Consider the following 18,964-nt stretch of genomic DNA (forward strand, 5'->3'; position numbering starts at 1 on the left):
TCGTTGCCTGTCGGCACGGCGGCGCCTTCACTGACCGGCATGCACGACTTCCTACGCGTGCTCTACGACAACCACCGGCACAGCCTGCTGAACTACGCGACCGGCCTGACCGGAGACCGGGCGGCGGCCGAGGACGTCGTGCAGGAGACCTTCCTGCGGGCGTGGCGGCACCCCGAGTCGTTCGGCGACGGAACCTCCGCCCGCGGCTGGCTCATCACAGTGGCGCGCAACGTCGTCATCGACAGGGCACGGGCGCGGACGGTCCGGCCGCACGAGACCGGTGAGCACGAACCGGAACCGGTGCCGGACCACGCGCAGCGGGTGGTCGACGCGTTGGTCATGGACGCCGTGCTCGCCTCACTGTCCTATGAACACCGACGGGTGCTGACCGAGCTCTACTACAACGGGCGCACGTACACGGAGGCTGCTGTGTGTCTGGGCGTGCCGACCGGGACGGTGAAGTCGCGGACGCACTACGCGTTGTGCGAGCTACGGCGTGCGTTGCAGGTCGGACCCCGGCGCGTGTGACCGGTACGAACGTTGGTTGGTTTGGTCGCCGATGCACCTGGGTAACCCGCGCCCGAACTGATCAACTGACCGAGGAGCGGTTTGGCGCGCGACCAGGCAGCGAGGACGGGTGAGCCGGCTCATCTGCCCCTGGGCAGGCAACGGCCGAGTCTTGCGACCGTCCGGCGCTGGGTGCGGCTCGAGCTGACGGGAGAGGACGCCGACTGCGTCGCGGACGTGCTGTTGGTGGTCAACGAGCTCGTCAGCAACGCCTACCGGTACACCTCCGAACCGTCGTTCCTGCGCGTCGTCGTGGAGAGATCCAAGATTCGTGTCGAGATCGCGCACGACGCCCGCGCGCACCCGCCGTTGCGCAAGATCTCCCGACCGCAGCGGGGATATGGCCTGGTCCTGGTCGCGCGGTTGTCGGACCGGTGGGGTGTCGACAGGGCGCACGGCGGCACCGTGGTGTGGGCCGATCTTCCCCGGGAGCTCTGATTCCAGTTCGGTGGGTTTCGATCTGCGTTCCAGTGGGTACGGATCCTGCTGCCTTGAACCACCAGGGCACGGGGAGATGCTGATGGGTATTGCAGGACGGTCCAGCGAACGATTGGACCTCGTCCTACCGGAGGGGGCCATGCCGCTCGCGGAGGTGCGGGCGGAGGTGCGCCGTCTTCTTCGAGACATGCACGAGAACGTCGTGGTCGACGTGATGGTTGTGGCCACGGAGCTCGTGAGCAACGCCTACCACCACGCTGCCCCGCCGCGCCGTGCGCGCATTCTGTGCCTTCCGGAACGTGAGGTCGTGCGGGTCGAGGTCGACGACGGAACGCCCGGCCGGTTCCCGCAGTTGGGACGGATGGGGTTCCTGGGGCGGCGGCAGCGCGGTTTGTTGCTGGTCAACGGTCTGGCGCAGGTGTGGGGACACAACCGGTTCCCGGACCTGAAGACCGTGTGGGCGGACGTGTCCTCGGTCAGGTGAGGGTCTTCACGACGTAGGCGGCGGCCTCCGCGAGGAGTGCCTCGTCGTACTTGGCGTCCGCGGCGGACTTGCTGGACATGAGCGCGACCAGGATCGGCTCGCGGCCGGGTGGCCAGACGACGGCGATGTCGTTGAGGGTGCCGTGGTCGCCCGTGCCGGTCTTGCTCGCGACCCTGCTGCCCTGCGGCACGCCCGCACGGACGCGCTTGGCTCCGGTGACCGAGCGTTCGAGCAGGTCGGTGAGGAAGTCGCGCTTGTCCTGCGGGAGGGCGTCGCCGAGCACGAGCCGCTGGTAGTCGGTGCCGAGCGAGCGCGGGGTGGCGGTGTCGCGCGGGTCGCCGGGTGTGGCCTCGGTGATGGCGGGTTCGACGCGGTCCATGCGCGTCTCGGTGTCGCCGAGCTCGCGCAGGTACTTCGTGAGCTCGGCCGGGCCGCCGAGGTCACGCAGCAGCAGGTTGCCCGCCGTGCCGTCGCTGTAGCGGACCGCCGCGTCGCACAGGTCGCGCAGCTTCATGCCGGTCTGGACGTGCTGCTTGGTGATCGCCGAGCTCTTCATCAGGTCGGCCTCGGTGTAGGTGACGACCGTGTCGAGGTGCGTCATCGGGTTGCGGTGCAGGATCGCGGCCGCGGCCAGGCCCTTGAACGTCGAGCAGAACGCGAACCGTTCGTCCGCCCGGTGCTCGATCGTCCGGCCGGAGTCGCTCAAGGCGTAGACGCCCAGGCGTGCGTCGAACTTCTTCTCCAGCTCGAACAACGCGTCGTGCCGCACGGGCGCGGCACTGGTCGTGGTGGTGGTCGGGGCCGGAGCGGTGGGTCGGGTTGTGGCGCAGCCGGCGAGGGGGAGCAGGGCGAAGGTTTTCAGAACTGTGCGTCGGTCGGTCACTCTTCCACGTTATTGGATCTTGGCGTGGTCTGGTCCAAGGCGGGCGCCGTCACGCTCCGCTGGCACGCTGGGCGAAGGAGAGGCCAGCGTGATCGGCCCGTGGGAGGTGCATCGTGAGGTGCGCTCGTGGCCGTCCACGCGGACCTGCAGCGGGCCGAGGACGCCGAACTCGATGGTGAGCGGGCTGTGCGTCACTCCACCAGCCGGATCCCCGGATGGCGAGGCCGGTCGAACAGCGTTCCCGCGGGGATGCCGAGGTACGCGGGACTGGAGATGATCGGGTCCACGGCCGCCGCCAGGCCGGGACTCAGCCACGGCGCCGGCTGTCCTCTGTGCTGGGCCGGGTAGCTGACGGTGACCATCAGTTCCCGGTTCTTCTCCGGCTGGAACGGGTCGGGTCGCGCGGAGTCGACGAGGTGAGCGTCGAACGTTCCGACCGGGAACGGTCCGCTGAGCTGCGGTGACACCAGGGGCGACGCGGCCAGGGCGGCCGCGAGCAGGAGCTGCATTGTTGATCTACCCCCTTCGGGCGCCAGCCTCGCAGGCGCCCACTGAGAGGGTGCTGAGAGCTTGTGGCGGCGGTGATCGGGTGCCATGTTGGTCGTTGACGTACCGGCTGGTCCTCTGGGTGGGGAGATCACGGATGCGGCGAACGACGACGTTCGGGCTGCTGGCGGCGTGCAGCTTGTTGGCGGGATGTCTGGGGCAGACGCAGCAGGGCGATCAGGCGAGAAACGCCGACGCCAAGGAGATCACCCTGACGATCGTCGCCAACGCGGCGGCGGGCGGGAAGAACGCGCGCGGCGCGAACTGGTTGCAGAACTGGGTGATCCCGAAGTTCACCGAGCAGCAGAAGGCCAAGGGTGTCACGGCGACGATCAAGTTCGAGCAGAACGGCGCCGGCGACGAGGACTTCAAGACCAAGGTGGCGCTGGACCTCAAGACCGGCGGTGGCGGTGACATCATCGAGATCGACGGCATCTGGCTCGGCGAGTTCGCGCAGGCGGGCCAGATCAAGCCTCTCGGTGACGTCGTCGGCAACACCGACTGGGACGGCTGGAACCAGATTCCCAAGGCGGTGCAAGGGCTCGGCGAGTTCGACGGCAAGCGGTACGGCGTGCCGATGGGTACCGACGGGCGGGTGCTGTTCTTCAACAAGAAGCTCTTCTCGCAGGCCGGGTTGCCCGCGGACTGGCAGCCCCGGTCGTGGCAGGACGTGCTCGACGCGGGTGCTCGCTTGAAGGCGTTGCCTGGAGTGACACCGATCCAGCTCAACGCGGGCACGGCGATGGGTGAGGCCACGACCATGCAGGGCGTGCTGCCCGCGTTGGCCGGTACCGGCAAGCCCGTCTACGAGAACGGGAAGTGGCAAGGGGACTCGGCTCAGCTCAAGGACGTTCTGGGGTTGTACCAGAAGATCTACGGCGGCGGGCTCGGCGATCCCGTGCTGCAGCAGGAGGCGAAGGGCCGCGACCGGTCGTTCCAGCTGTTCAGCGAGAACAGGATCGGCATTCTGCTGGAGAGCGACTACTTCTGGCGCTCGGTGACGGAACCGAAGAACGGCGTGGCGAAGATGGCCGACCGCGACACCGCGCTGGGCTGGGCTCTGGTACCGGCCCGTCAGGCGGGTGCGGGTGTGGGCGGGCAGGACTTCGTGAGCATGTCCGGTGGCGGGGTGCGGGTGATCAACCCGAACACCAAGTATCCCAGGCAGGCCTGGGAGTTCATGCAGTTCCTCAACTCCGCGGAGGCCGTGAAGGAGTCGCTGGCGGGCACCGCGCAGCTCACGCAGCGGCAGGACGTCAACGACCAGGTGCTCAAGGGTGACCCGATGCTCACGTTCATCGCGGAGAAGGTCCTGCCGATCACCCGGTACCGGCCCGGCCTCGCCGACTACCCCAAGGTGTCGGCGGCGTTGCAGCAGGCGACCGCGGACGTGGTGGCGGGCAAGAGTCCTGACGACGCCGCTCGCGCATACCGCGAGGCTCTGGTGAAGGCCGTAGGCGAGGGCAACGTTGGATAGTGGCGTCTGCAAGTACCACCAACTGCGAGTTGGTGGTACTTGCAGACGCCCCGACCACGGGCGGTGCGATGGATAGTTCGGGGCTCGGCGTCCGGCGCGCGGTCGGGTTCGTGGCGCCGGCGCTGGTGCTGATCGGGGTCTTCCTGGTCTTCCCCGCGCTCTGGACGCTGTACATCGGCATCACGAATTACCAGCTCACCGGGCCCGCGGCGGCGAACCCGCGGGTCGTGGGGCTGGACAACGTGGTCAACGCCGTGCGCGACCCGTTGTTCACGAACTCGGTGTGGCTGACGGCGTTGTTCGTGCTGGGGTCCGCGGTGGTGGGACAGAACGTGCTGGGCTTCGGGCTGGCGTGGTTGCTGCGCACGGTCCGGCCGGTGCTGCGGCGGACCGTCGAGGGGCTCGTGCTGCTGTCGTGGATCCTGCCGGGCACGGTCGTGGCGTACCTGTGGTTCGCCGTGCTGAGCCGCGACACCGGCACGCTGGGCCTGCTGCTCGGCTCGCCGCAGACGGCCTGGCTGGTGCAGTACCCGATGACCAGCCTGATCATCTTCAACGTCTGGCGCGGCACGGCGTTCTCGATGCTGCTCTACACCTCGGCGCTGGCTGCGGTGCCGCCGTCGCAGCTGGAGACCGCGCGGCTCGCCGGTGCGTCGGGCCGGCAGACCGTGCGGGACGTGGTGTTCCCGCACATCCGCGGGCACGTGCTGACCAACACCCTGCTGATCAGCCTGTGGACGGCCAACGACTTCACGCCGTTCCTGCTGACCGCCGGCGGCCCGAACCACCAGTCCGAGGTGCTGCCCGTGCTGATCTACCGGCAAGCGCTGGAAAGCGGGCAGCTCGGCTACGCGTCCGCGATGTCGATGCTGCTGCTGGTGGGCAACCTCGCCATCGCGCTGGTGTACCTGAGGTTGCTGCGGAGGCGGGCATGAGTCCTCTGTGGATGGTGCGGCGGATCGGCTTCTACGTGCTGATCGCGGTCGTGCTGGCGTTCTTCGCGGTGCCGATGCTGTGGCTGGCCTCGGCACCGTTCGACTCGAAGCCCGGACTCGGCCTGCGCTGGCCGGACTGGACTTTTGCCAACGTCGTGGCGACCTTCGACCACCCGTACGCGCTGACGTCGCTGGTGAACTCGTTGGTGTTGTGCGTGATCGCGACCGTGGTGACGACGGTGCTCGCGGCGCTGGCGGCCTACGCGTTGTCACGGGTGCGGATTCCGGGCCGCGACCTGCTGCTGTACCTGCTGTTGCTGCTGTCGTCCGTGGTCACGGGCACAGCCGCGATGGTGCCGATCTTCGTGATGATGCTGCAGCTCGGCCTGATCAACTCCCAGTTCGGCACCGCGCTGGTGATCGCGGGCGGCATGCTGCCCGCGGCCATCTTCATCCTCAAGGACTTCGTGGATGCCGTGCCGCGCTCGTACGAGGAGTCGGCGCGCGTGTTCGGCGCCTCACCGCGGCAGGTGCTCGGCCACGTCGTGCTGCCGGTCGCGCGGCCCGGTGTCGCGACCATCTTCGTCTGGGCGTTCGTCAACGCCTGGGGCAACTTCCTGCTGCCGTTCCTGCTGCTGCGCGACGTCGGCCAGCAGCCGGCGGCGGTGCTGCTGCGCACCCTTTACGACGAGGGCGGCAGCGCCAACCTGACAGTGATCCCGGTGTTCTCGTTGCTGTACTCGATCCCGGTCGTCGTGCTGTACCTGTTCGTGAGCAAGCGGTACGGGTTCCGATTCCACGGAGGCATCAAGAGCTGATGGCGGGCATCACGATCGCCGGTCTCTCCACCGTCTACCCCAACGGGGTGCGGGCGGTGGACTGGCTGGACCTCGAGATCTCCGACGGCGAACTGTTCGCCCTGCTCGGCCCGTCGGGCTGCGGCAAGACCACTTTGTTGCGCACCATCGCGGGCCTGGAGGGCGCCTCCGGGGGCTCCGTCCGCATCGGCGCGCGCGACGTCACCCGGCTCCAGCCCGGTGACCGCCGGGTGGCGATGGTGTTCCAGGACTACGCGTTGTTCCCGCACATGACGGTGGCCGAGAACATCGCGTACCCGTTGCGGGTGCGCGGCGCCGCGAAGTCCGTGCAGCAGGAGACCGCCGTCCGCACGGCAGGCGGCCTGAGCCTGGGCGGGTTGCTGGACCGCCGACCCGGCCAGCTGTCGGGCGGGCAGCAGCAACGCGCGGCGCTGGCCCGCGCGGTCGCCGCGTCGGCGGAGGTGCTGCTGCTGGACGAACCTCTGTCCAATCTGGACGCCCGGTTGCGGTTGGAAGCCAGGACGTTCCTCAAGAAGCTGCAACGCGAGCTGGAGCTGACGACCGTCTTCGTCACGCACGACCAGGCCGAGGCGCTGGCGCTGGCCGACCGGATCGCGGTGATGGACGAGGGTCGCATCCGGCAGATCGGCACACCGCGCGACGTCTTCCAGCGGCCCGCCGACACGTTCGTGGCGAACTTCATCGGCTCGACCCCGATGAACCTGGTGCCGCGCGGGGACGTCGTGGTCGGTGTTCGCCCGGAGTACCTGTCGCCTGCGTCCGAAGGTCTTTTCACCGGTGTTGTGTCCATTGTGGAGAACCTTGGCGTGACGTCGTTGGTGACGCTGGACTGCGGCGAGGACCAGATCGGCTACGTAGTGCCGGAGGACGCCGAACCCGCCGTGGGCACGACCGTGACGGTGGACGCTCCCGCTGCCCGCGTTCTGCGCTACGACAAGGAGACCGGCCTACTCGTGAGGTGACCCGATGTTCCAGACCGACGGCTACGAGACGCACGACCGCCTGTTGACTTCTGCGAAGTTCGAGGCGCTGGCGTCCTTCTTCGAACGCAAGCTGGCGGCGTTGCCGGCGGGGGAGCGCCCGGAGCACATGGACGTGCCGCACCTGACCGACCCGGCGCTGTTCGAGTGGCTGCTCGACGCCGACGTGCTGGACCTGGTCGAGTCGCTGATCGGCCCGGACATCGCGCTGTTCTCGTCCCACTTCATCTGCAAGCCGGCGGGTGACGGCAAACCCGTGCCGTGGCACCAGGACGCCCACTTCTGGCGCGACACCATCTCACCGGCGGGCGACGCGATCACGGTCTGGCTGGCCATCGACCCGTCGACGACCGAGAACGGCTGCCTGCGCGTGATCCCCGGCAGCCACCTCGCACCCGTCGAGCACCAGGGCAACGCGGACTCGTTCTTCAACCAGGAGACGTCGGTCGACGAGTCGCGCGCCGTGGACGTGGAACTGGAGCGAGGGGCGTGCAGCGTCCACTCGGCCATGCTGGTGCACGGCAGCCCGCCGAACCGGAGCTCGCTGCGCCGCTGCGGCTACACCATGCGGTACATGCCGACGACGGTCCGGTTCTTGAAGGGCGGCTCGCACAAGATCTACCTGGCGCGCGGACGCGACCACGTGGGCAACACCTACGCGCCGGTGCCGTGATTCGTCAGTGGTCTGGTCCAGCTTGATCGATCCTCCACCTTGACCGGCCACTGAGGCACCCATAGCGTGAGGTGGAAAGCGCTTTCCGACCAAGGGGGCTCGGTGGAACCGGTTTCGGGAGACCGCTGGAGGGGCCTGCTGGAGCGAACGTGGCGCCCGGCCGCGCTGCTCGTCGCGTGTCTCGTGATCTGGCACCTCGTCACCGTCACCGGCCTGGTCGAGGCCTACCTCGTGCCCTCGCCGGCCAAGACCTTCGACCTGCTCGTCGACAAGTGGTCGTACCTCTGGGGCCACACCTGGGTGACGACCTACGAGACGATTCTCGGGTTCGTCGTCGCGGGTGTCCTCGGCGTGCTGGTCGCGGTCGCCATGGTCTACTCCAGGACGATCGAGAGCACGGCGTACCCGATCCTGCTGTTCGCGCAGGTCATCCCGAAGATCGCCATCGCGCCGCTGTTCGTGGTGTGGCTCGGCTTCGGCTTCGAGCCCAAGGTGGTCGTGGCCGTGCTGATGGCGTTCTTCCCCGTGGTGATCTCGACGGTCACCGGGCTCAAGTCGGTCGACACCGAGATGCTCGAGCTCGCGGCCACGATGGGCGGCGGCCCGGTCAAGACGTTCGTGAAGATCCGCTTCCCGGCCGCGCTGCCGCACCTGTTCGCGGGGCTGAAGGTCGCTGTCACGCTGGCCGTCACGGGCGCCGTCGTCGGGGAGTTCGTCGGGTCCAACGAGGGCCTCGGGTACGTGATCCTGCAGGCCAACGGCAACATGGACACGCCGATGCTGTTCGCGGGCCTGATCGTCATCTCGGTCGTCGGCATCCTCCTCTTCCTCCTGCTCGACCTCGCCGAACAGCTGCTGCTGCCGTGGCACGCCAGCAGGCGGGGCGCCGCCGTCACAACCCTTCTGGCGAAAGGTGGGACATGAAAAGACTGCTCGCAGGCCTCCTTCCCGCGGTGCTGGTGGTGGCCGCCTGCGGTGGTGGTGGTCAGGCGGAGTCCGGCGGTGAGGCAAAGGAGGTCACGCTGACCCTCAACTGGTACCCGTACGGCGAGCACGCGCCGTTCTACTACGGGGTCAAGCAGGGCATCTTCGACAAGCACGGCATCAAGCTCAAGATCCAGGCTGGCCAGGGCTCCGGCAAGACCGTGACGGCGACCGGCGCCGGGCAGACGGACTTCGGGTGGGCCGACACGTCCGCGCTCGCCACGGCCGTCGAGCAGGGTGTGCCGGCCAGGAGCATCGGGGTGTTCCTGCAGACCACGCCCGCTTCGGTGCAGTTCTTCGCCGAGAAGAACATCAAGAAGCCGGAGGACCTCAAGGGGATGTCGGTGGCCACAACTGCGGGTGACGCGCTGACGAAGACGTTCCCGGCGTTCCTCAAGCAGAACGGAATGCAGGAGTCGGACGTCTCGATCCAGAACATCGACCCCGCGGGCAAGATGGCCGCGGTCATCTCCGGGCGCACCGACGTGCTGCTGGGCTTCGCGTCCGACCAGGGGCCGACGATCAAGGAGAAGTCCGGCAAGGACGTGGGGTACCTGCGGTTCTCCGAGTTCGGGCTGAACTACTTCAGCAACGGGTTGCTCACCAGCAAGACGATGCTGCAGAAGGACCCCGAGCTGGTGCGGAAGATGGTTGCGGCGACGCAGGAGGCGTGGGCCGCGGCGGAGAGGGCACCGGAGGCGGCGGCCGAGTCGATGAAGGGCGCGGCCGAGCAGTTGCCGTCGCCGACGGTCGTGCTGGAGCAGTTCAAGACGACGTTGACCCTGCTGCACACCGATGCCACCAAGGGCAAGGCGCCGGGCGTCAACGCCGTGGAGGACTGGAAGAAGACCATCGACACGTTCCAACGGACCGGCATCATCGGCAAGGCGTCCGAGCCCTCGGCGTACTGGGAAGAAAGCGTGGCTCCGAAGGGATGAGTGCCGTCGCGATCACCGACGTCTCCGTGCGCTTCCAGTCGAAGCGCACGGAGACCACCGCGATCGGGCACGTTTCGCTCGACGTCGCGCCCGGCGAGTTCGTGTCCATCGTCGGCCCGTCCGGCTGCGGTAAGTCGACGCTGCTCAAGCTCGTGTCCGGACTGCTGAAGCCGTCGTCCGGCTCGGTGACGCTGCTCGGCGAGCCGGTGCGCGGGCCGCGGCACGACATCGGGTTCGTGTTCCAGCGGGCGGCGTTGCTGGAGTGGCGTTCGGCGCGGCGCAACATCCTGCTGCAGGCCGAGATGCGGGGCATGAGCTCCGCGGCGGCAGGCAAGCGGGCCGACGAGCTCATCGAGATGACCGGGCTCTCGGGGTTCGAGAACGCCCTGCCGCACGAGCTGTCCGGTGGCATGCAACAGCGCGTGGCGTTGTGCCGCGCGCTGCTGCACCGGCCGCGTGTCCTGCTGATGGACGAACCGTTCGGCGCGCTCGACGCGTTGACCCGCGAGCAGATGAACGTGGAGCTGCACCGGGTGTGGCGGGAGACCGGCACGACGGTGCTGCTCGTGACGCACTCGATCGCGGAGTCGGTGTACCTGGCGAACCGGGTGGTGGTGCTGACGCAGCGGCCCGCGTTGGTCAAGGAGGTCATCGACGTCGACCTGCCGGCCACCAGGGACTACTCCGAGACGATGGCTCGCCAGGAGTTCGCCTCGGCGACCGCGCACATCCGTGATCTGCTGGGCGCGGTGACAGAACACGATTGATCATGACAGGACGTGACAGAACTCTTGTGACACCTGTCACCGGTGGGTAAAGTCTGGCAAGCCGCCGCGTGGTAAGCGCTTTCCGAGCTGATCCACGAGGTGGTGGGATGTCCAGGAGGTCGTTCCCGATCATGGCCGCCGCCGTCGCGCTGACGGCGGCCTCACTGGTTCCGCAGGCGGCCGCGCAACCCGGCCCGGTCGCCGATCCGCTCCCGGCGCCCGCACCGTCCGGGATCGGCGTGCAGCTGCGGGAGATCGCGCGGCTGCCGCAGTCGTCGACCACGCCCGCCGCCGGTGACAGCAGGCTCAAGCAGCACAACCGGATCAACTACCTGGGCGAGGTCCCGGACGGTTCCGGCAGGTTCTTCGTGCCGGACATGAACGGCAAGCTCCACACGCTCGGCCGCGACGGCAGTGGGCAACGCACGTACCTCGACGTCCGGGCCGCGATCGGCGCGAACTTCCACAACCACCAGGGACTCGGCAGCGGGTTCGGGTTCGTCGCGTTCCACCCGGACTTCAAGCGCAACGGCAGGTTCTACACCGCGCACACCGAGGCCAAGGACGCGTTGAAGAACCGCAAACCTGATCTGCCGTCGCCGTCGAACGCCGTGGTGCACGGCGTGATCACCGAATGGACCGCCACGAACCCGGCGGCCTCGACGTTCACCGGCGCTCGGCGCGAGCTGCTGCGCGTCGGGTTCGCCATGTACCTGCACGGATTCCAGGAGATCGGCTTCGGCCCGGACGGCCTGCTGTACCTCGCGGTGGGAGACGGCGGCATCGGCTACCGCTCGGACGTCCCGCAGGACGTGAAGGTGCCGCAGGGCAAGATCCTGCGCATCGACCCTGCAGGAACCAACAGCGGCAACAGGAAGTACGGCATCCCGCCCTCGAACCCGTTCCTGGGCAGGCCGGGTGCGCTGGCCGAGCTGTACGCGATCGGCGTGCGCGACCCGTACCGGTTCAGCTGGGACAACGGCAGGATGTTCCTCGGCCACATCGGCGAGAAGGTCGTCGAGTCGGTCTACGAGATCACGCCGGGCGCCAATCTGGGCTGGGGGCAGAGGGAAGGCCATCTCACGTACCGGCGCAACGATCCCAAGTGCCAGCTCTACCCGTTGCCCGCCGACGACGCCAAGTTCGGCTACACCTACCCGGTGGCGGGATTCGACCACAACCGCCCCAACGGCGGCTGCGGTGACAGCGGGAACGCGTTGATCGGCGGGTTCGTCTACCGCGGCACGGCGATTCCCGCGTTGCAGGGCAAGTACGTCTACGGCGAGGGCGTGAAGGGCCTGCTGTACTACGCCGAAGAGAAGGACATGCGGGCCGGTGCGCCGATCGCGAAGACGTTCGAGCTCGCCGTGCACGACTCGGCCGGCAAGCGCACGACCATGCGGGAGCTGGCCGGCAAGAGCCGTGTCGATCTGCGGTTCGGCACCGACGCCGCCGGCGAGCTCTACGTGCTGGCCAAGGCGAACGGCAAGATCTGGAAGGTCACCGGGACGGTCCAGACCCTCGAAGCCTGCGACTCCGGTGATGACGTCGTCAGGGACGTCACGGCCGCGAGCGACTGGAAGCCCGTCACGCCGTCGCGCTGGCGGTTCCCCGGCACCGAGGTCGTGCTGTCGAAGGCGGGGGCGGCGCGGCCGGGTCCGCGACGGCCCAACGAGTACGCGGTCGTCACCAAGGGGCCCGCCTTCGGCAACGTGGTCGTCGACGCCCAGGTGCGGCTGGACACGCCTGTCTCGCAGAAGGACCGCGATGTCGTGATCGTGTTCGGGCACCAGTCGGACACGCGCTTCTACTACGTGCACCTCTCGTCGGACAACAAGAGCTACCCGCACAACGGGATCTTCCTCGTCGACAACGCCGACCGGCTCCGCATCGACGACCAGTGGAACGGCTCCACCGGTGCCCCGCCCGCCGTGACGGACATGAAGTGGCACCGGGTCCGGATCACGCACTGCGCGGACACCGGCGTGATCGCGGTGCACCTGGACGGCTCGTCGCAGCCGTTGATGACGGCGAGGAACACCGTGCTGAAGTCGGGACGGGTCGGGTTCGGCTCGTTCGACAACGTCGGCCGCGTCGCCGACCTCAGGATCACCGGGAAAGCCGCGACAGCGGAGACGACGGCGTCACCGGAGGTGTTCCCCGGCATCGCGTCCGCTGTCGTCAACCACTACGACTTCGAGCACCCGTCGGCCTCCGATCCGAAGAAGGAGGACGACATCGGCCGTGCAGACTCCCGCACGCCGATCACCCTGGTCAACGGGGGCGCGGCCATGCGCACGGCGGACGGCGCGTTCCCGGGCTCGAAGACGTCGTTGCAGCTCAAGCAGGTGCGGCCGAGCACCAAGAGCAACGACGACTGGAAGGCCGGCGTCTACAGCTCGTCCGGTGTCGCGTCGATGAAGGCGTTCGGCAAGGCGCGCGGCATCTCGGTCATGACGTGGGTGAAGATCACCGGGGAGGCGCCCGCGCGGAACTCCAACTCGTCCGGGAGCTCGGACTTCTACGGCGCGATCGGCATCGCGGGTGTGCTGTCGGGGAACAGCGACGGGCATGCCGCGCGAGCGTTGCTGGAGACGGAGAACCACGACGGCGCGATGCGGCTGATCGCGCTCGGCCGCCGGATCGACGGCGGCGACAAGCAGTTCTTCGTGGCGAACGCCGACTGGAAGACGTTGCTACCACCCGGCAAGTGGGTCTTCCTCACCGGCACGTTCGACTTCGACAACGGCACGATCGGCCTCTACGTCGACGGCAGGCCGGTGGAGGGTTCCTATGCCGTGAAAGGTGATCCGTGGAAGGTGATCGGCGCGCCCGAGCCCGATCTGACGTCCGCCACGAACCCTCGCGGCATCAAGATCGGTGGCAGCCACCCGCAGAACAACCGCGAGGTCAACGCGTGCAACTGCCGGTTGGACGGCCTGATGTTCCTGGACCGCGCGGTGTCGGCGGAGGAGGTGCGCGCGCAGTACGACTGGGTCACCAGGGGCAGTGGGTTGTAAGTCCCTTGGCAGCTGGGTAGATTTCGATTGCCGCCGCGTTGGAAAGCGCTTTCCGCTGCCGTGCTGCCACGGCCTGACCCACGGGGTGGTGGGGATGTCCAGACGGTTCTTTCGGCTCGCTGTCACAACATTCGTGCTCTCAGCGCTGTTCGTGCCCATCGCGTCCGCCCAGCCGGACGCGCCGATCGCCGACCCGTTGCCGACGCCGGGCGCCTCCGGGATCGGCCTGGAGCTCACCGAGGTCGCGCGGCTGCCGGAGTCCAAGCCGGTGCCACCGCCGACCGACAGCAGATTAAAGCGCTACAACCGGATCAACTACCTCGGCGAGGTGCCCGACGGTTCCGGGCGGCTGTTCGTGCCCGACATGAACGGCAAGCTGTACCTGCTGGACCACGGGGTGCAGCACGCGTTCCTCGACCTCGGCGCGGCCGTCGGTCCCGACTTCCACTCCCACCGCGGGCTGGGCAGCGGCTTCGGGTTCGCGGCGTTCCACCCGAACTTCAAGCGCAACGGCAAGTTCTACACCGTGCACACCGAGACCGGTTCCGCGCTCACGTCCAAGAAGCCGGATCTGCCGTCACCGGCCGACGCGCAGGTCCACGGTGTGATCACCGAGTGGACCGCGTCGGATCCGGTCGCTGACGTCTTCTCCGGCACCCGCCGCGAGATCCTGCGCGTCGGCTACGCGTCGTTCATCCACGGCTTCCAGGAGATCGGGTTCAACCCCACCGCCCGGTGGTGGGACGAGGACCACGGCCTGCTCTACCTCGCGTCGGGTGACGGCGGCATCGGTGTCTCGACCACCGTGCCGCAGGATCTGGCGCTGCCGCAGGGAAAGATCCTGCGCATCGACCCTGCCGGTCGCAACGGCGTGAACGGCCAGTACGGGATTCCGCGCTCGAACCCGTTCGTGCGCAAGGCAGGCGCGCTCGGCGAGATCTACGCGTACGGCATGCGCGACCCGTACCGGTTCAGCTGGGACGCGGGTGGGTCGCACAAGATGTTCCTCGGTCACATCGGCGAGAAGGCAGTCGACTCGGTCTACGAGGTCCGCAAGGGCGCCAACCTCGGCTGGAGCGAACGGGAAGGGCTCTGGGAGTTCCGCCGCGGCGACCCGTCGTGCGGTGTGTTCCCGCTGCCCGCCGACGACGCGAAGTACGGCTACACCTATCCCGTGACGGCGTTCGACCACAACCGGCTCGCCTCGTCGCGGCCGTGTGCCGACAGCGGCAACGCGTTGATGGGCGGGTTCGTCTACCGCGGCACGAAGATCCCGTCGTTGCGCGGCAAGTACATCTACGGCGAGGGCGTGAAGGGCCTCATCCACTACGCGGAAGAACGCGAGATGCGCACCGGCAGGACGATGGCCGTCACGCGCGAGATGATGGTCTACGCCGACGGTCAGCTGACCACGCTCAAGGCGCTCGTGAACGACCCGAACCGCGTCGACCTGCGCTTCGGGCAGGACGCCGCCGGTGAGCTCTACGTGCTGGCCAAGGCGAACGGCAAGATCTGGAAGGTGACGGGTGCGCGCACCTTCGCCTCCTGCCGCACGGGCCACGACTTCGTCACCGGCACCGGATCCGCGCGGTCGTGGGCACCGGTGACCCCGGAGCTCTGGCAGTTCCCCGGCCGCGAGGTCGTGCTGGCGCAGCCCGGAGTTCAGCGTCCCGGCCCCCGGCGGCCGTTCGAGTACGCGGTTCTCTCGAAGGGGCCCGCGTTCGGCTCGGTGCAGGTCGACGCGCAGGTACGGCTGGACACGCCGGTGTCGGAGCCGAACCGGGACGTGATCATCGTGTTCGGGCATCGCTCGGACACGGAGTTCTACTACGCGCATCTCTCGTCGGACAACAGGATCTATCCGCACAACGGGATCTTCGTCGTCAACAACGCGGACCGGCTGCGGCTCGACCACCAGTGGGACGCCGAACGTTCCGTCGGCGCCGCCCCCGCGGTGACGGACACCGAGTGGCACCGCGTGCGAGTCAGGCACTGCGTCGACTCGGGCGAGATCGCGGTGTACCTCGACGGGTCGCCGCACCCGTTGATGACCGCCGTGGACAGGACTTTCTCCTCGGGCCGCGTGGGTTTCGGCTCGTTCGACAACATCGGCAGGCTGCGCGATCTGCGCGTGCACGGCAAGGGAGTCGCGCGATGAGACGACCGCTGGTTCTCGGTGTGGCTCTTGCCTTCTGCGCCGGCCTGGCCGCACCCGCCCAGGCCACGTTCGGCACGGTGCTGCCGACCTTGTACCGCAACCTGGTGGCGTACTACGACTTCGAGCACCCGATGCGCGGGAACGCGGCTCTGGAACAGGACCGTGGCCGCTCCGGCACCGCGCTGTCGCTGATCAACGGCGGCGCCGCCATGCGCGTGCGCGACGGCGCGTTCCGGCGCAGCCGCACCTCGTTGCAGCTCAAGCAGGTCAACCCGACGACCGCGGGCAACGACGACTGGAAGGCGGGCCTGTACAGCGAGACCGGGGTGCCGACGCTGCGGCCGTTCAACGGCGCGCGCCAGGCGTCGATCATGGGCTGGGTGAAGATGACGGGCCAGAACCCGGCCCCGAACTCGAACTCGGCCAACCCCGACGACCTGTACGGCGCGATCGGCCTGGCCGGCGTGCTGTCCGGCGACTCGAACGGCCACGCGGTGCGCGCGTTGCTGGAGCTGATCCAGGTCGACGGCGAGCTGAAGCTCGTCGCGCTGGCCCGACGTGTCGACGGCGGCGACTCGCAAACGTTCGCGGCGGCTGAAGAATGGAAGAAGCTGTTGCCGGACGGCGAATGGGTGTTCCTCGCGGCGACGTTCGACTTCGACACCGGCGCTATGGCTTTGTACCGCAACGGGAAGCCGTTGATGGGCCGGTACGTCGTGGCGGGTGACCCGTGGAAGCTCGAAGGCGAACCGGAACCGGACCTGGCGTCGGCCACCGACCCGCGCGGGATCAAGATCGGCGGCAGCTACCCGCAGAACACCCGTGAGGGCAACGCGTGCAACTGCCGCGTGGACAGCCTGATGTTCCTCGACCGGGCCGTGCGGCCGTGGGAGGTGGCGGCGCAGCACCGCTTCACGCGGTAACGTGGAGTTGTTGGTCAGCAACGTGTCTGGGGGGACAGTGCAGGAACTGCGTTCGAACGGCGGCTTCACCGGCGACGTCGCACTGCTCCGGTGATCAGGTCTTCGAGTTCCGCGAGTTTCGCGGCGTGACGGGTGGTGCGCAACAGACCGGCCGCGCGCCGCCAGACCGTGCGGGCCTGGTCGGTCTCGCCCAGCGCGCGGTGGACCTCGCCGAGCATGCGCAACGACTCCGCCTCGTGGTGGCGGTCACCGAGGCCGCCCCACACCGCGGCGCTCGCGCGGTAGTGCTCCGCGGCCTCGGTCAGCCGGCCCGTGTGCTGGTAGATGAAGGCCAGATCCTCCAAGGTGGACGCTTCCGCGGCGCTCTGGTGGCGCAGGGCGCGGCACATCTCCAGCGCCCGCCGGCAGAGCGGGAGCGCCTCGGTGAAGCGGCCGAGCTTGGCGGTGTGCCAGCCGACGGCGTTCAACGCCTCTGCCTCACGGGCGGTGAAGCCGGAGGCGCGGAAGAGCTCCAAGGCCTTGGTCGCGTGCTCCAGAGCGCGTTCGTGGTCGCCGAGCTCGGCCCACGCCACCGTGATCGACCGGTGGGTGTGCGCGCGTTCGTCGAGGTCGTCACCTCGCTCGACGATCGCGAGCGCCGCGTGGAGGTGGTCGAACGCCTCCGGCAGGTGCAGCCGGGCGCACGCGTCGCCGAGCAGCCGGTGTGCCCTGCCCAGCAGGACCGGGTCGCCGAGAAGCCGCGCGGCCGTCAGCCCTCGTTGCCACGTCTCGCGCTGGCTGTCCATCCGGTCGGTGCGGTAGTGGTACGTGTTCAGCACCCAGGCCAGCTGCCAGACGCGGGTGTGCCAGCCGTGGCGTTCGGCTGCCTGCTGGGCGTCCAGCAGACCGGCGTGCTCCGCGCCGAACCAGGTCAGCGGGTCTGCTCCGGTCAGCGGACGGCATCCCGCGGCGGGCGCGGCCAGCTCGATCGGCGGGATGTGCGGGGCCAGTGAGGTCGCCAGGGGCAACGCCGTGTGCAGGTAGAAGTCGACCAACCTGCGCAGGGCGTCGGTGCGCGTCCGTTCGCCGACGTGCGCCAGCGCCTGTTCCCGCGCGTACAGCCGGACGAGGTCGTGCATCCGGTACCGGCCGTCGGCGGACCTGCTGACGAGACTCGCGGCTTCCAGCTCGGCCAGCGGCCGCCGCCCGGCCGCGCTGAGCGACTCGACCGCCGCCGCGCTGAGGTCGGCGCCGGGCGCGAGTGCGAGCAGACCCGCCAGCAGGTTCGCCTCCGGACTCAGCGCCTGGTACGACCAGGACAGGACCGACCGCAGGCTGACCCCGCCCTCGTCGGTGTCGAGCGCGTCCAGCCGTGCCGCCCGGTCGCGCAGCTCGTCCGCGATCCACCTCAGCGGCACGTCCGGGCGCACGCAGGCGCGCGCGGCGATGATCGCCAGCGCCAGCGGCAGGCCGGCGCAGTGTTCGACGATCGTGGTCACCGCGTCCGGCTCTGCGGACAGGCGGGTCTCGCCGAGCCGGGTCGCGAGCAGGGCACGGGCCTCGGCGCCGGACAACACGCCGAGCGGGACCGGCACCGCGCCGTGCGTCGCGACGAGACCGGTCAACGCGAGCCGGCTGGTCACCACCACGGCGCAGGAGCCGCCACCCGGCAGCAGCGGCACCAGCTGGTCCGATCCGGCGGCGTTGTCCAGCACCAGCAACAGCCGCCGGTCCGCCGTGACGCTGCGGTAGAGCGCGGTCCGCTCCTGCTCGTCGGCCGGTACCGAGTCACCGTCGACGCCCAACGCGGCGAGGAACGCGCGTTGGACGTCCGCGGGCCGCATCGGGTCGGCGCCGGGACCGAAACCGCGCAGATCCACGTGGAGCTGGCCGTCGGGGAACCGTTCGGCCTGCTCGTGAGCCCAGTGCAACGCCAGTGCGGTCTTGCCGGTGCCGCCGAGCGCCGACACCACCACGAGTGCGGCCGCGTCCAGGAGGGCCAGCTCGCGGGCGCGGCCGGTGAACCCGGTGGGAGCAGGCGGCAACTGGCGCGGCACGGGCCGGTCCGCCGACGGCCTGCCGCCCGCCGCGGCGAGCAGTTCCTCCTGCTCGCTCTCCTGCAGCCCGAGTGCCTGCGCGAGCCGCCGCACCGAGGTGAGTTGGGGATTGGTGCGCCTGCCGGTCTCGACGCCGCGGATCGTGCTGACCGACACCCCGGACCGGGCGGCGAGTGCCTCCTGCGTCAGCCCGGCACGCCTCCGGTGGTGGCGGACGAGGGCGGCGAATTGATCGGCCACCGTTCCAAGTTAGCGGTCCGACCGTTCACACGTGGCCGGTTCGTGACCTGGTCGCGGAGATCACGCCCGCCCCAGG

The 18,964-nt window shown here is 69.0% G+C and carries 17 protein-coding genes; 14 read left to right on the forward strand and 3 right to left on the reverse strand.

Annotated features, from left to right (window positions below):
• Window positions 1-39: 39 nt before the first annotated feature.
• The 3 genes from ACFOWZ_RS25600 to ACFOWZ_RS25610 all read left to right on the forward strand — a co-directional run bounded on the left by ACFOWZ_RS25600 (window position 40) and on the right by ACFOWZ_RS25610 (window position 1,489).
• Window positions 40-528 (forward strand): sigma-70 family RNA polymerase sigma factor, encoded by a 489-nt coding sequence (locus ACFOWZ_RS25600; RefSeq protein WP_382376421.1) that lies wholly within the window; start codon window positions 40-42, stop codon window positions 526-528.
• Window positions 529-609: 81 nt separating this feature from the next.
• The gene (locus tag ACFOWZ_RS25605) at window positions 610-1,005 is read left to right on the forward strand and encodes an ATP-binding protein (protein WP_382376422.1); all 396 of its coding nucleotides are present in this window, start codon (window positions 610-612) and stop codon (window positions 1,003-1,005) included.
• 139 nt (window positions 1,006-1,144) lie between these two features.
• Window positions 1,145-1,489: an ATP-binding protein gene (locus ACFOWZ_RS25610; protein ID WP_382376423.1), complete on the forward strand. Its 345-nt coding sequence runs from the start codon at window positions 1,145-1,147 to the stop codon at window positions 1,487-1,489.
• Here the strand turns inward: ACFOWZ_RS25610 and bla are convergent.
• A complete protein-coding gene (bla, locus tag ACFOWZ_RS25615) occupies window positions 1,482-2,372 on the reverse strand; it encodes a class A beta-lactamase (protein WP_382376424.1) in 891 nt (296 codons plus the stop codon). The two genes, ACFOWZ_RS25610 and bla, sit on opposite strands and share 8 nt — an antisense overlap.
• Before the next feature lie 191 nt (window positions 2,373-2,563).
• Window positions 2,564-2,881, reverse strand: coding sequence for a hypothetical protein (locus ACFOWZ_RS25620; RefSeq protein WP_382376425.1), 318 nt, complete (start codon window positions 2,879-2,881; stop codon window positions 2,564-2,566).
• 134 nt (window positions 2,882-3,015) lie between these two features.
• Here ACFOWZ_RS25620 and ACFOWZ_RS25625 point away from each other — a divergent pair, with 134 nt between their 5' ends.
• The 11 genes from ACFOWZ_RS25625 to ACFOWZ_RS25675 all read left to right on the forward strand — a co-directional run bounded on the left by ACFOWZ_RS25625 (window position 3,016) and on the right by ACFOWZ_RS25675 (window position 16,612).
• Entirely contained in the window at window positions 3,016-4,395 is a 1,380-nt protein-coding gene (locus ACFOWZ_RS25625; RefSeq protein WP_382376426.1) for an extracellular solute-binding protein, read from the forward strand.
• A gap of 68 nt (window positions 4,396-4,463) precedes the next feature.
• Complete coding sequence (locus tag ACFOWZ_RS25630) at window positions 4,464-5,330, forward strand: carbohydrate ABC transporter permease (protein ID WP_382376427.1); 867 nt, start codon at window positions 4,464-4,466, stop codon at window positions 5,328-5,330.
• Window positions 5,327-6,148 carry an ABC transporter permease subunit gene (locus ACFOWZ_RS25635; protein ID WP_382376428.1) on the forward strand — a complete coding sequence of 274 codons (822 nt, stop codon included), beginning with the start codon at window positions 5,327-5,329 and terminating at the stop codon, window positions 6,146-6,148. Before ACFOWZ_RS25630 ends, ACFOWZ_RS25635 begins: the two co-directional genes overlap by 4 nt.
• On the forward strand, window positions 6,148-7,131 hold the full coding sequence (locus tag ACFOWZ_RS25640) for an ABC transporter ATP-binding protein (RefSeq protein WP_382376429.1): 984 nt from the start codon (window positions 6,148-6,150) through the stop codon (window positions 7,129-7,131). Before ACFOWZ_RS25635 ends, ACFOWZ_RS25640 begins: the two co-directional genes overlap by 1 nt.
• A 4-nt stretch (window positions 7,132-7,135) precedes the next feature.
• Window positions 7,136-7,822, forward strand: coding sequence for a phytanoyl-CoA dioxygenase family protein (locus ACFOWZ_RS25645; protein ID WP_382376430.1), 687 nt, complete (start codon window positions 7,136-7,138; stop codon window positions 7,820-7,822).
• A 102-nt stretch (window positions 7,823-7,924) separates the two neighbouring features.
• Window positions 7,925-8,746 carry an ABC transporter permease gene (locus ACFOWZ_RS25650; RefSeq protein WP_382376431.1) on the forward strand — a complete coding sequence of 274 codons (822 nt, stop codon included), beginning with the start codon at window positions 7,925-7,927 and terminating at the stop codon, window positions 8,744-8,746.
• Entirely contained in the window at window positions 8,743-9,744 is a 1,002-nt protein-coding gene (locus ACFOWZ_RS25655) for an ABC transporter substrate-binding protein (RefSeq protein ID WP_382376432.1), read from the forward strand. Before ACFOWZ_RS25650 ends, ACFOWZ_RS25655 begins: the two co-directional genes overlap by 4 nt.
• Entirely contained in the window at window positions 9,741-10,511 is a 771-nt protein-coding gene (locus tag ACFOWZ_RS25660; RefSeq protein WP_382376433.1) for an ABC transporter ATP-binding protein, read from the forward strand. Before ACFOWZ_RS25655 ends, ACFOWZ_RS25660 begins: the two co-directional genes overlap by 4 nt.
• Before the next feature lie 107 nt (window positions 10,512-10,618).
• Window positions 10,619-13,531: a PQQ-dependent sugar dehydrogenase gene (locus ACFOWZ_RS25665; protein ID WP_382376434.1), complete on the forward strand. Its 2,913-nt coding sequence runs from the start codon at window positions 10,619-10,621 to the stop codon at window positions 13,529-13,531.
• 133 nt (window positions 13,532-13,664) lie between these two features.
• Complete coding sequence (locus tag ACFOWZ_RS25670) at window positions 13,665-15,689, forward strand: PQQ-dependent sugar dehydrogenase (RefSeq protein ID WP_382376435.1); 2,025 nt, start codon at window positions 13,665-13,667, stop codon at window positions 15,687-15,689.
• The gene (locus ACFOWZ_RS25675) at window positions 15,686-16,612 is read left to right on the forward strand and encodes a hypothetical protein (protein ID WP_382376436.1); all 927 of its coding nucleotides are present in this window, start codon (window positions 15,686-15,688) and stop codon (window positions 16,610-16,612) included. Before ACFOWZ_RS25670 ends, ACFOWZ_RS25675 begins: the two co-directional genes overlap by 4 nt.
• Window positions 16,613-16,677: 65 nt before the next feature.
• On the opposite strand, the gene ACFOWZ_RS25680 is transcribed toward ACFOWZ_RS25675, so the two are convergent.
• Window positions 16,678-18,888, reverse strand: a complete 2,211-nt coding sequence (locus ACFOWZ_RS25680; RefSeq protein WP_382376437.1) for an ATP-binding protein — start codon at window positions 18,886-18,888, stop codon at window positions 16,678-16,680.
• Between the last annotated feature and the right edge of the window lie 76 nt (window positions 18,889-18,964).

This window comes from Lentzea rhizosphaerae (assembly GCF_042649515.1).
Lineage (GTDB): Bacteria > Actinomycetota > Actinomycetes > Mycobacteriales > Pseudonocardiaceae > Lentzea > Lentzea aerocolonigenes.

Excerpts from the sequence above, each read along its gene's own strand:
- ACFOWZ_RS25600 (WP_382376421.1), top strand. The coding sequence starts at position 40 with ATGCACGACTTCCTACGCGTGCTCTACGACAACCACCGGCACAGCCTG.
- ACFOWZ_RS25610 (WP_382376423.1), top strand. The coding sequence starts at position 1,145 with ATGCCGCTCGCGGAGGTGCGGGCGGAGGTGCGCCGTCTTCTTCGAGAC.
- ACFOWZ_RS25620 (WP_382376425.1), bottom strand. The coding sequence starts at position 2,881 with ATGCAGCTCCTGCTCGCGGCCGCCCTGGCCGCGTCGCCCCTGGTGTCA.
- ACFOWZ_RS25625 (WP_382376426.1), top strand. The coding sequence starts at position 3,016 with ATGCGGCGAACGACGACGTTCGGGCTGCTGGCGGCGTGCAGCTTGTTG.
- ACFOWZ_RS25630 (WP_382376427.1), top strand. The coding sequence starts at position 4,464 with ATGGATAGTTCGGGGCTCGGCGTCCGGCGCGCGGTCGGGTTCGTGGCG.
- ACFOWZ_RS25635 (WP_382376428.1), top strand. The coding sequence starts at position 5,327 with ATGAGTCCTCTGTGGATGGTGCGGCGGATCGGCTTCTACGTGCTGATC.
- ACFOWZ_RS25640 (WP_382376429.1), top strand. The coding sequence starts at position 6,148 with ATGGCGGGCATCACGATCGCCGGTCTCTCCACCGTCTACCCCAACGGG.
- ACFOWZ_RS25645 (WP_382376430.1), top strand. The coding sequence starts at position 7,136 with ATGTTCCAGACCGACGGCTACGAGACGCACGACCGCCTGTTGACTTCT.
- ACFOWZ_RS25655 (WP_382376432.1), top strand. The coding sequence starts at position 8,743 with ATGAAAAGACTGCTCGCAGGCCTCCTTCCCGCGGTGCTGGTGGTGGCC.
- ACFOWZ_RS25660 (WP_382376433.1), top strand. The coding sequence starts at position 9,741 with ATGAGTGCCGTCGCGATCACCGACGTCTCCGTGCGCTTCCAGTCGAAG.
- ACFOWZ_RS25665 (WP_382376434.1), top strand. The coding sequence starts at position 10,619 with ATGTCCAGGAGGTCGTTCCCGATCATGGCCGCCGCCGTCGCGCTGACG.
- ACFOWZ_RS25675 (WP_382376436.1), top strand. The coding sequence starts at position 15,686 with ATGAGACGACCGCTGGTTCTCGGTGTGGCTCTTGCCTTCTGCGCCGGC.